Origin of the sequence: Microbacterium bovistercoris (assembly GCF_003387575.1) — a bacterium.
In the GTDB taxonomy this organism is placed as follows: domain Bacteria; phylum Actinomycetota; class Actinomycetes; order Actinomycetales; family Microbacteriaceae; genus Microbacterium; species Microbacterium bovistercoris.
Window position 1 is genome coordinate 81,274 of record NZ_QUAB01000015.1, and the last position, 11,231, is coordinate 92,504.

The 11,231-nt window shown below is 70.0% G+C and carries 12 protein-coding genes; 3 read left to right on the top strand and 9 right to left on the bottom strand.

Annotated elements, in window-relative coordinates; all coding sequences use genetic code 11:
• Nucleotides 1-238 precede the first annotated feature (238 nt).
• Nucleotides 239-1,774 carry a DEAD/DEAH box helicase gene (locus DY023_RS03115; RefSeq protein ID WP_116240886.1) on the top strand — a complete coding sequence of 512 codons (1,536 nt, stop codon included), beginning with the start codon at nt 239-241 and terminating at the stop codon, nt 1,772-1,774.
• A gap of 87 nt (nt 1,775-1,861) precedes the next feature.
• On the opposite strand, the gene DY023_RS03120 is transcribed toward DY023_RS03115, so the two are convergent.
• The 6 genes from DY023_RS03120 to DY023_RS03145 all read right to left on the bottom strand — a co-directional run bounded on the left by DY023_RS03120 (nt 1,862) and on the right by DY023_RS03145 (nt 6,263).
• Nucleotides 1,862-3,151 (bottom strand): citrate synthase, encoded by a 1,290-nt coding sequence (locus DY023_RS03120; protein WP_116240887.1) that lies wholly within the window; start codon nt 3,149-3,151, stop codon nt 1,862-1,864.
• A 167-nt stretch (nt 3,152-3,318) separates the two neighbouring features.
• Nucleotides 3,319-4,431, bottom strand: a complete 1,113-nt coding sequence (dapC, locus tag DY023_RS03125; protein WP_116240888.1) for a succinyldiaminopimelate transaminase — start codon at nt 4,429-4,431, stop codon at nt 3,319-3,321.
• Entirely contained in the window at nt 4,431-4,751 is a 321-nt protein-coding gene (fdxA, locus tag DY023_RS03130) for a ferredoxin (protein WP_045272231.1), read from the bottom strand. The genes dapC and fdxA overlap by 1 nt, the downstream gene beginning before the upstream one ends.
• Before the next feature lie 9 nt (nt 4,752-4,760).
• On the bottom strand, nt 4,761-5,201 hold the full coding sequence (locus DY023_RS03135; protein WP_245958566.1) for a histidinol dehydrogenase: 441 nt from the start codon (nt 5,199-5,201) through the stop codon (nt 4,761-4,763).
• 22 nt (nt 5,202-5,223) lie between these two features.
• Nucleotides 5,224-5,538, bottom strand: a complete 315-nt coding sequence (locus DY023_RS03140; protein WP_116240889.1) for an AzlD domain-containing protein — start codon at nt 5,536-5,538, stop codon at nt 5,224-5,226.
• Complete coding sequence (locus tag DY023_RS03145; RefSeq protein ID WP_116240890.1) at nt 5,535-6,263, bottom strand: AzlC family ABC transporter permease; 729 nt, start codon at nt 6,261-6,263, stop codon at nt 5,535-5,537. Before DY023_RS03145 ends, DY023_RS03140 begins: the two co-directional genes overlap by 4 nt.
• Before the next feature lie 65 nt (nt 6,264-6,328).
• On the opposite strand from DY023_RS03145, the gene DY023_RS03150 reads away from it, so the two are divergent.
• A complete protein-coding gene (locus tag DY023_RS03150) occupies nt 6,329-6,877 on the top strand; it encodes a helix-turn-helix domain-containing protein (protein ID WP_116240891.1) in 549 nt (182 codons plus the stop codon).
• Nucleotides 6,878-6,899: 22 nt separating this feature from the next.
• On the opposite strand, the gene DY023_RS03155 is transcribed toward DY023_RS03150, so the two are convergent.
• Together DY023_RS03155 and typA are read right to left on the bottom strand one after the other, a co-directional pair.
• Complete coding sequence (locus DY023_RS03155; RefSeq protein ID WP_245958567.1) at nt 6,900-7,787, bottom strand: aggregation-promoting factor C-terminal-like domain-containing protein; 888 nt, start codon at nt 7,785-7,787, stop codon at nt 6,900-6,902.
• Nucleotides 7,788-8,079: 292 nt separating this feature from the next.
• Entirely contained in the window at nt 8,080-9,993 is a 1,914-nt protein-coding gene (gene typA, locus DY023_RS03160; RefSeq protein ID WP_116240893.1) for a translational GTPase TypA, read from the bottom strand.
• 110 nt (nt 9,994-10,103) lie between these two features.
• Here typA and DY023_RS03165 point away from each other — a divergent pair, with 110 nt between their 5' ends.
• A complete protein-coding gene (locus DY023_RS03165) occupies nt 10,104-10,889 on the top strand; it encodes a CPBP family intramembrane glutamic endopeptidase (protein WP_116240964.1) in 786 nt (261 codons plus the stop codon).
• Between the two features lie 23 nt (nt 10,890-10,912).
• On the opposite strand, the gene DY023_RS03170 is transcribed toward DY023_RS03165, so the two are convergent.
• Nucleotides 10,913-11,212 carry a TFIIB-type zinc ribbon-containing protein gene (locus DY023_RS03170; protein WP_116240894.1) on the bottom strand — a complete coding sequence of 100 codons (300 nt, stop codon included), beginning with the start codon at nt 11,210-11,212 and terminating at the stop codon, nt 10,913-10,915.
• Between the last annotated feature and the right edge of the window lie 19 nt (nt 11,213-11,231).

An 11,231-nucleotide genomic window follows, 5' to 3' on the forward strand; every position in this document is an offset into this window, starting at 1 on the left:
CAGAAAGTAGCGCGAGCACGTCGGCCTCAGGGAGCTGCCGCCTGCAGGAGCAGCGGACGCACAGGCGCCGGCTGATAGAGTCGACGTGACGCTCCTCGCTGAGCGAGACGTCTGCGTCGTCGATACATGTTCCGCCCCGGATGCCGGTGGCGATCCTCTCGAGCGGCGAACCGATGCGCGATCCCGCGCCGTCGCCCATTCGCGCAACGAATCGCGCCCCTTTCACGGAGATACCCCTATGCCTTCCTTCCTCGACCTCGGCGTGCCCGCGCCGCTCGCCGCCGTGCTCGCAGCCGACGGCAAGACCGAGGCGTTCGCCATCCAGCGCGACACGCTCCCCGACTCCCTCGCAGGGCGCGATCTGCTCGGCCGCGGCCGTACCGGCAGCGGCAAGACCATCGCGTTCGCGCTGCCGCTCGTGGCCCGGCTGACGGATGCTGCGCAGCGCAGCCGCCCCGGCCACCCGCGCGGCCTGGTGCTCGCGCCGACCCGCGAGCTCGCCACGCAGATCGCCGCGACCGTCACCCCGCTGGCGAAGGCCGTCGGTCTGAAGGTCACCACGATCTTCGGCGGCGTCAGCCAGCGCCCGCAGGAGCAGGCGCTGCGCGCCGGTGCCGACATCGTCGTGGCCTGCCCCGGCCGCCTCGAAGACCTCATGAAGCAGGGCGTCGTGAAGCTCGACGCCGTCGAGGTCGCCGTGCTCGACGAGGCCGACCACATGGCCGACCTCGGCTTCCTGCCCGGCGTCACCCGCATCCTCGCCGCGACCCCGCAGGGCGGTCAGCGCCTGCTGTTCAGCGCGACGCTCGACCGCGGCATCGACGTGCTCGCCAAGCGCTTCCTGCGAGGCGCCGTCAGCCACGAGGTCGACGAGGCCAGCGTGCCCGTCGGCGAGATGACCCACCGCGTGCTGCTCTCGCCCGATGCCGACGCCAAGAAGCAGCTGGTCCAGGACCTCGCCGCAGGCCTCGGCCGCCGCATCCTCTTCACACGGACCAAGCACCAGGCCAAGAAGCTGGCCAAGGTGCTCACCGCCGCCGGCATCCCCTCGGTCGACCTGCACGGCAACCTGGGCCAGAACGCACGTGAACGCAATCTGGCCGCGTTCTCGGCCGACCCCGCCGAGGGCGGCGTGCGCGTGCTGGTGGCGACCGACGTCGCCGCACGCGGCGTGCACGTCGACGACGTCGAACTGGTCGTGCACGTGGATCCGCCGATGGAGCACAAGGCGTACCTGCACCGCTCCGGCCGCACCGCGCGCGCCGGTGCCGCCGGCACCGTCGTCACCGTCGTGCTGCCCGAGCAGCGCCGCGACACCAAGGACCTGCTGCGCAAGGCGCAGATCACCGCCGACCTCGAGCCCGTCACCGCGGCGATCGTCGACGAGCTGGTCGGCGAGCGCGCGGCGAAGGTCAAGTACGTGCCGGTCGTGAAGCAGCCTCAGGGCGGCGGCCAGAAGAAGAAGCCGCAGGCAGGTCAGCAGGGCGGCCAGAAGCAGGGTCGCCCGGCACAGGGGGCCGCGCAGGAGGGCCGCGCACAGGGCGGTCAGCGTTCCGGCCGCCGCCGTTCCGGTGGCGCCCAGGGTCAGGCATCCGCCCGTAACGACGTGCCCCGCAGCGGATCGGTCACCCGGTACTCGAGCGAGACCGCAGCGCCCGCGGGCCAGCCGCGCCGCCACGACGGCCACCCCGCGACCTCGCACGACGGCGCCGCCCCTGCGCGGAACCGTCGTCGCCGCGCCCAGCGCCCTTCCGGCGCCCCGCGCACGCACTGAGTCCTCGGTGAGGGCTCCACGCGGCCCGTCCGAGAATGCGAAACGGCCCCGGCATCCTTCCTCGGATGCCGGGGCCGCTGCGTGCGCTCAGGCGCCGGGGTACGAGCGCTCCGGGGCGCCGACGTACAGCTGCTGCGGGCGGCCGATCTTCGTCTGCGGGTCGAGCTGCAGCTCGCGCCACTGCGCGAGCCAGCCGGGCAGCCGGCCGATTGCGAACAGCACGGTGAACATGCGGGTCGGGAAGCCCATGGCCTTGTAGATCACGCCGGTGTAGAAGTCGACGTTCGGGTACAGGCGGCGCTCCTGGAAGTACTCGTCGGCGAGGGCGATCTCCTCGAGCTCCTTCGCCAGGTCGAGCAGCGGGTCGCTGACGCCGAGCGAGGCGAGCACCTCGTCGGCGGCCGACTTCACGAGCTTGGCGCGCGGGTCGTAGTTCTTGTAGACGCGGTGCCCGAAGCCCATCAGCTTCACGCCCTGCTCCTTGTTCTTGACGCGCTCGACGAACCGCTGCACGCTCTGACCGGACTCCCGGATCTGACCGAGCATCGTGAGCACCGCCTCGTTCGCACCGCCGTGCAGCGGCCCGGACAGCGCCTGGATGCCGGCGGAGACCGAAGCGAACTGGTTGGCGCCGGTGGACCCGACCAGGCGCACCGTCGAGGTGGAGGCGTTCTGCTCGTGGTCCTCGTGCAGGATCAGCAGCAGTTCGAGCGCCTTGGACATGACGGGGTTGACTTCGTAGTCCTCGCTCATCACGCCGAAGTTCAGCTTCAGGAAGTTGTCCACGAAGCTGAGTGAGTTGTCGGGGTAGAGGAAGGCCTGGCCGACGCTCTTCTTGTGCGCATAGGCGGCGATCACCGGCAGCTTGGCGAGCATGCGGATCTGGTTCAGCTCCACGTGCTCGGGGTTGGCCGGGTCGGAGTGGTCCTGGTAGTAGGTCGACAGCGCGGCCACGGCCGACGACAGCACGGCCATCGGGTGCGCGTTGTCGGGCAGCGCCGAGAAGAAGTGCTTGAGGTCCTCGTGCAGCAGCGTGTGCTTGCGGATCTGCTCGTCGAAGCCCGCCAGCTCGTCCGCGGTCGGCAGCTCGCCGTAGATCAGCAGCCACGCCACCTCGAGGTAGCTGCAGTTCTTCGCGATCTGCTCGATCGGGTACCCGCGGTAGCGCAGGATGCCCTTGTCGCCGTCGATGTAGGTGATCGACGACTTCGCGGATGCGGTGTTCACGAAGCCGTAGTCCAGACCGGTGTAGCCGGTCTGACGGGTCAGGGTCGAGAAGTCGATGCTCCCCACACCCGAAGTGGGCTGAAGGACGGGGAACTCGGCGATCCTGTCGCCGACGGTGAGTGTCGCCTTCTCCGGCAGAGCTGTGCTCACGCCAAACCTCCTGCTGATTCGAAGTCGCGGGCGGACGAAAAGTCTTCTTGCGCCTGTCAGGCGCGGCACCACTGGCCTGAGGGCGACCGTATGGCTTTTACAGCCTAGTCCGGCGATGAGCCAACTGTGACATCCACCAAGGTACAGCGGATTATGACTGACAGAACCTACAGCGCTGTCGCGCGCAGACGTGCGGCGCCGGCCTCGATCCGCTCCAGCGACGCCGTGAGCGAGAGCCGCACATGCTCCCCCGAGAAGCCGCCGTAGAAGGGACCTGGACCGGCGAGGATGCCGAGATCGGCCAGCCGGCCCATCGACTCCCAGGCATCCCGCCCCTCGGTCGCCCACAGGTAGAGCCCCGCCTCCGAGCCGTCGATGCGGAACCCCGCCTGCTGGAGCGCGGGAAGCAGCGCGTCGCGCCGCGCGCGGTAGAGCCGCTTCTGCGCGGCGACGTGCTCGTCGTCGCCGAGGGCGACGGCCATGGCATGCTGCACCGGCTGAGGCGGCATGAGCCCCAGGTGCTTGCGCGCGGTGAGGAGATCGGCGATCACCGTGCGGCATCCGGCGACGAACGCGGCGCGGTACCCGGCGAGATTGGACTGCTTGCTGAGCGAGTACACGCTCAGCAGGCCGGAGCGATTCCCGCCGGTCACGCGCGGATCGAGCACCGAGGGCACCGGTTCGGATGCCCAGGGGCCGTCCCAGCCGAGCTCGGCGTAGCACTCGTCGCTCGCCAGGATCGCGCCGAGCTCGCGGGCACGAGCCACGGCCGCGGCGAGTTCGCCCGTGGTCCAGGTGCGACCGTCGGGGTTCCCCGGGGTGTTGATCCAGATCAGCCGAGTGCCCTCAGGCCACTCGGCCGGGTCATCCGAGGGCAGCGGCGTCGCACCGGCCACGCGTGCGCCGACCTCGTAGGTCGGGTACGCGACCCGCGGATGCACCACGATGTCGCCCGCACCCAGCCCGAGAAGCGTGGGCAGCAGCGCCACGAACTCCTTGGATCCGATCGTGGGCAGCACGTTGTCCACGGTGAGGTCCGGCACCCCGCGGCGCCGCGCATACCAGTCCGCGATCGCCTCACGGAGGGCGGGGGTGCCGACCGTCTGCGGGTAGGCGTGCGCGTCGGTCGCCTCGGCGAGCGCGCGCCGCACGACCTCAGGCGTGGGGTCGACGGGCGAGCCGATCGACAGGTCGACGATGCCGCCCGGATGCAGCGCTGCACGCTCGCGATACGGGACCACCGCATCCCACGGGTAGTCGGCGAGGTCGCGGACGCTCACTACTCGCCCTGCGGGGGAAGCACCGCGATGACCGGGTGGTCGTGGTGGATGACGCCCACCTTCGCCGCGCCGCCCGGGGAGCCGATCTCGTCGAAGAACTCGACGTTGGCCTTGTAGTAGTCGGCCCACTCCTCGGGCAGATCGTCCTCGTAGTAGATCGCCTCGACCGGGCAGACCGGCTCGCAGGCACCGCAGTCCACGCACTCGTCGGGATGGATGTAGAGCGAGCGCTCACCCTCGTAGATGCAATCGACGGGGCATTCGTCGACGCAGGCTCGATCCTTCACATCGACACAGGGCAGGGCGATCACATACGTCACCCGCTCAGTCTACGACCGATCGGGCTCCGCCTCGGGTCGCTCCGGCACGGTCGCCACCTGCTCCGACACAGGCTCGGGTCGCGCGGACGCCGCCCGGAGCTTCGAGAGGTCGGGGAAGGCGACCACCAGCAGCACGATCCCCCCGACCAGGAAGGTCCAGATCTGCCCCAGCGGGGTGTTCGGCACGATCACGGAGCCGCCGGGGCCGCGCTGCGAGATCACGAAGATCAGCGCGAGCATCCCGATGCCGCCCGCCAGAGCCGCCCACCGGTCGTCGGTGAGCGCTCGCAGGGCGATCAGCAGCGCGGCGCAGGCGATCGCGCCGAGGATCATTCCGACGGGGACCGGCCCCCAGGTGTAGCTGTGCGCGATGGTCGCGGCGACGCCGTACACCGCGCCGACGATGGCGGCGGCGAGCCAGGACAGGCCGCGGGAGATCCAGTGGGGCACGGGAAAAGCCTAGACCGTCGTCCTACGACGCCCAGCCCAGCATCCGCAGCACCGCGGCGACGAGTGCGGCGGCGACCACGACGACAAGGAACGACTGGCGCAGCCACAGCAGTCCGGCCGCGACGAGCACGGCCGGCACCCGCGCATCCACGACGACCGCCTGGCCTGCGCCCAGCGTCTGCACCGCGACCAGCGCCGCCAGCAGGGCGACCGTCAGCAGATCCGAGATCCGCGCGGGGCGCGGCGCCTCCATCACCTTCGCGGGGATGAGGTAGCCGAAGGCCTTCAGTGCGACGCAGATGCAGGCCGCGAGCAGCACGGCGCTCCACACGCTCATGATGCGACCTCCACTGCGGGGCGCTCGTCCCGGCCGAGCCAGTTGAACCAGCCCACGACGATCGCCACGACCGCAGCCACCAGCACCGGCAGGCCGGGCATCAGCACCGGCGTGAGCGCAGCGGCCACCACGGCGGCCGCCGCGCCGACGACGACGGCCTGGCGCTGCTTGAGCCGAGGCCAGAGCAGGGCGAGGAACGCGGCGGCCGCGGCGGCATCCAGTCCCCAGACCCTGGGGTCGCCCAGCACGTCACCGAGCAGCGCCCCGACGAGGGTCGTCGCATTCCACCCCAGGTAGATGCCGAGCCCCGTCACCCAGAACCCGAGCCGCGCCAGCCGCGGGTCGTCCTGGGAGATCGCGACCGCGGTGGACTCGTCGATCGTGAACTGCGCGGCCGCGGCCCGGCGCAGGAACCCGGAGCCGATGATGGGCGACATCCGCATGCCGTAGGCGACGTTGCGCACACCGAGCAGACCTGCCGAGGCGATCGCGGCCGGCAGCGCGGCTACGCCCCCCGAGGCGAAGACGCCGATGAACGCGAACTGCGAGCCGCCGGTGAACATCACCAGGCTCAGCACACAGGCCTGCCAGACGTCGAGACCGGCGGCGACGGCGAGCGCGCCGAAGGAGATGCCGTAGGCGCTGGTCGCGATGGCGACGCCCAGGGCCTCCCGCCACACCACGGCGGATCCCTCGCGGACGGTTGTTCGATCTGTCGAACGCATGGACAACATTCTGAACACACGGCGATCGATCGTCAAGTCGAACGATCGTTTGCGATACTGAACACATGGATGATCTGCGCGAACGCATCGCCCGGGCCCTGCGCCGTGAGCGCGAGGCATCCGGAATCTCGGTGTCCGAACTGGCGCGCCGCGCCGGGATCTCGAAGGCGACGGTGTCGCAACTGGAGAGCGGCGCGGGCAACCCCAGCGTCGAGACGCTCTGGGCACTCGGCGACGCCCTCGGCATCCCGTTCGCCACGCTCGTCGAGGAGCGCACGAGCGCCCCACGACTGATCCGCGCAGACGAGCACGCCGGCGTCCCCTCCGCCGCCGCGCCCTACGTCGCGACGCTGCTGTCGGCGTGCCCGCCGGGCGCCCGCCGCGACATCTACATCATCCAGGCCGAACCGGGCGAGCCCCGCCGTTCACTCCCCCACCACCAGGGCACCACCGAGCACGTCGTGCTGCTGAGCGGGTCGGCCCGCCTCGGCCCTGCGGATGCGCCGGAGCTGCTGCATCCGGGCGACTACCTCTCCTACGCGGGCGACGCCGCGCACGTGTTCGAGGCGCTCGAGCCCGGAACCAGCGCGGTCCTGCTCAGCGAGCTTCGCTGAGCAGGACCGTCGTGGGCGTGGATCAGTACCAGTTCACGGCCTGTGAGTGACCCCATGCGCTGCACGGCGTGCCGTACGCGCGCTTGATGTAGTCCAGGCCCCACGAGATCTGCGTGGCGGCGTTGGTGCGCCAATCGCTGCCGGCCGACGCCATCTTGCTGCCGGGCAGCGACTGCGGGATGCCGGTGGCGCCGCCGTTGGGGTTGTACGCCTTGTAGTTCCAGCCGGACTCCTTGGTCCACAGCGAGGAGAGGCAGGAGAACTGATCGCCGCCCCAGCCGTAGCGGCTGGACATCATGGCCCGAGCCGTGGCCTTCGCCCCCTCGGGCGTGTTGCTGCGCGCCAGCGCCGCGGCGGCCGCGGCGGCCTTCTTGCGGGCTTCAGCCGCCTTCTTGGCCGCGGCGTCCGCAGCGGCCTTCTTCTGCTTGGCGACCTCGAGGGCCTTGCGCAGCTCAGCCGTCTCGGCGACCGTCTGCTCGGTCTGGACGGCGACAGCCTTGGTGCCCAGCATGAGTTGCACGGTCGATGCGGGTCGCGTGCCCGCGAGCCCGTCGAGGTCCGACAGCAGTTCGCTGGTGTCGACCGCGGTCGTCCCGTTCGGGTCGAGGGGAAGGCGCGCCACCGCGACCTCGAGGGTCGCGGCCTGGGCGTCCCTGACGGCGGCCTGAGCGTCGCGGAGCGTGTCCACGGCCTCGGTGCGGATGGTGACGCCGGTGGTGCCGGCGGAAGCCGTCGTATCCGGAGCGTCGCTCGCGAGCGTGGCGACCGTGACCACGTGCGCGTCACCGGCCTCCGCCGCGACAGCAGCGGATGCCGTACCCGCAGTGATCGCGACCGTCAGGATCGCGCCCAGCGCGACGCCGAGGATCAGCGGCTGCCGCGAGGTGACATCGGCATGCGCGCGGGCCATCGCTGAGGCGCGTCCGGACGCACGGGTCTGAGGATTGTGAAGCATGAGGGGGTTCGACTTTCGGGTCGTCGTCGGCCCGGACCCGCACAGGGTTGCTCATCGGGAGCGGCTTCCCGGGCACGGGGGTCGAGTCTGGTATACCCACCTGGACGTTCCATGCCTGCTTCCCGGGAAAGTCGGCGTCAAGCTCTCGGGAATGTATGTTATGCGATCGTGATCTGCTGACCGAGAATCTCCTCCGAGCACGACGAAGGCCCCGGTCGGAACCGGGGCCTTCGTCGTGCAACAGGTGTCAGACGCTCGCGTTCTGACGCTTCTGGCGTGCGGTCTCACGGGCGCGGATCGTCTGATCCAGGATCACCTTGCGGATGCGCACCTTCTCGGGCGTGACCTCGACGCACTCGTCGTCACCGGCCCACTCCAGGCTCTCCTCGAGCGACAGCTGACGCGGAGGTGTGAGGCGCTCCAGCTCGTCGGCGGTGGAGGAGCGCATGTTGGTGAGCTTCTTCTCCTTGGTGATGTTGACGTCCATGTCGTCGGCGCGCGAGTTCTCGCCGACGACCATGCCCTCGTACACCTCTTCGGTCGGGTTCACGAAGAAGCTCATGCGCTCCTGGAGCGCCATCATCGCGAACGGCGTCACGACGCCGGCGCGGTCGGCGACGATCGAGCCGGATGCGCGGGCGACGATCTCGCCGGCCCACTCGTCGTACCCGTGCGAGATCGCGTTGGCGATGCCGGTGCCGCGGGTGACCGACATGAACTCGGTGCGGAAGCCGATCAGACCGCGGGACGGGACGATGAACTCCATGCGCACCCAGCCGGTGCCGTGGTTGCTCATGCCCTCCATGCGGCCCTTGCGGCCGGCGAGCAGCTGCGTGATCGCGCCGAGGTACTCCTCGGGAGCGTCGATGGTGAGGTGCTCGAAGGGCTCGGTGAGCTTGCCGTGCTCGTTGCGGCGGGTGACCACCTGAGGCTTGCCGACCGTGAGCTCGAAGCCCTCACGACGCATGTTCTCGACGAGGATGGCCAGCGCCAGCTCGCCGCGGCCCTGCACCTCCCACGCGTCGGGGCGGCCCACGTCGACGACCTTGAGCGAGACGTTGCCGATCAGCTCGCGATCCAGACGGTCCTTCACCATCCGCGCGGTCAGCTTGTGGCCCTTCACCTTGCCGACCAGCGGCGAGGTGTTCGTGCCGATGGTCATCGAGATGGCCGGGTCGTCGACGTGGATCGCGGGCAGCGGGCGCACATCCTCGGGATCGGCGATGGTCTCGCCGATGGTGATGTTGTCGAAGCCGGCGATCGCGACGATGTCACCGGGGCCGGCGGACTCGGCCGGGTAGCGCTCGAGGGCCTTGGTCATCAGCAGCTCGGTGATGCGGGCGTTGGCGTGCGAGCCGTCGTGGCGCACCCAGGCGACGGTCTGGCCCTTCTTCAGGGTGCCGTTGAAGATGCGCAGCAGCGCCAGGCGACCGAGGAACGGGCTGGAGTCGAGGTTGGTCACCCACGCCTGCAGCGGGGCCTCGTCGTCGTAGGACGGGGCGGGGACGTGCTTCAGGATCGCCTCGAAGAGCGGCTCGAGATCGTCGTTGTCCGGCAGCGCGCCGTTGTCCGGGCGGTTGGCGGATGCCGCGCCGGCGCGGCCGGACGCGTAGACCACCGGCACGTCGAGCAGCGCGTCGACGTCGAGGTCGGGCACGTCGTCGACGAGGTCGGACGCCAGGCCCAGCAGCAGGTCGTGGGCCTCCTCCTCGACCTCCGCGATGCGGGCGTCGGGGCGGTCGGTCTTGTTCACCAGCAGGATGACGGGCAGCTTGGCCTCGAGCGCCTTGCGCAGCACGAAGCGGGTCTGCGGCAGCGGGCCCTCACTGGCGTCCACCAGCAGCACCACGCCGTCGACCATCGACAGCGCGCGCTCGACCTCGCCGCCGAAGTCGGCGTGGCCGGGGGTGTCGACGACGTTGATCGTGACCGGCGCATCCGTGTGGGCGCCGTTGTAGGTGATCGCCGTGTTCTTGGCGAGGATCGTGATGCCCTTCTCGCGCTCGAGATCGTTCGAGTCCATCGCGCGCTCTTCGACGTGGGCGTGCTCGCCGAACGAGCCGGTCTGACGGAGCATCGCGTCGACGAGCGTGGTCTTGCCGTGGTCGACGTGAGCGACGATTGCGACGTTGCGGAGATCCGAGCGGAAGGCGTGCGCCATGAAGGTGTCCTAAACAGATGGGAGAAACGCCGGGAAGCCGACGTTCCAGAATAGCAAACGCCCCTGGACACACCCCGAACGCGTACCGTAGGGGCGTGATCACCGCCCCGATGCCTCCCGCGCGAACGAAACGGGACGAAGGGCGCTCCCGCCTGTGGTGGGAGATCGCGATCGTCCTCGCGCTCGGCCTGGGTCAGTCGGCCGTGTACTCGATCGTCCAACTGGCGTACAGACTCACCGACTCGACTCCCCTCGCCGACCAGACGGCGACCCTGAACCCCTCGCGCAGCGACAGGGAGGTCTTCGATCTCATCTACCAGCTGCTCGGGATCGGCTTCGCGGTGGTGCCGGTGCTGCTGGTCTGCTTCCTGCTCTGGCAGGATCGCTCCCCGCATCTGGGGCGCCTCGGTCTGGACGGCACGCGCATCGCGGGCGACATCGGCCGCGGCGTCCTGCTCGTGCTGGCGATCGGCATCCCGGGAATCGGACTGTACCTCGCGGGCCGCGCGCTCGGCTGGTTCGTCGCCGTCGACCCGGGTGGCCTGGCGACGTACTGGTGGACCGTACCCGTACTGCTGCTGTCCGCAGCGCGAGCAGCGGTCCAGGAGGAGTTCGTGGTGCTCGGCTACCTGTTCGCCCGGCTGCGCGACCTGGGCTGGGGCACCTGGTCGATCATCATCGCCACGAGCATCCTGAGGGCGAGCTACCACCTGTATCAGGGACCCGGCGCCTTCGTCGGGAACCTGGCGATGGGGCTGCTGTTCGGATGGCTCTTCTCGCGATCCGGCCGGCTGATGCCGTTCCTCGTCGCGCACTTCCTCATCGACGCGACGGCATTCGTGGGCTACCCGTGGGCCGCGGCGATGTGGCCGGCCCTGTTCGGTCTGCCCGGCTGATACCGGGCAGACCGCTCGCAAGTTCAGTCGAACAGGTCGCTCAGCCAGCTCTCCTTCTTGCGCCGACGCCCGTAGTCGTCGTCTCGCCGGCCGTACTGCTGACCGTAAGGCTGCTGGTCGTAGCGCGGGGCATCGTAACCGGGCTGCGGCCGCGACGGCTCCGGCTGGTAAGCGGGAGGCTGCGGCACGGACATCGACCGCTCGATGATCTTGTCGAGCTCACCACGGTCGAGCCACACTCCACGGCACTGCGGGCAGTAGTCGATCTCGATGCCGCTGCGCTCGCTCATCACAAGGGTCGTACCATCTGCGGGACATTGCATGCCCCCACCCAACCAGCCG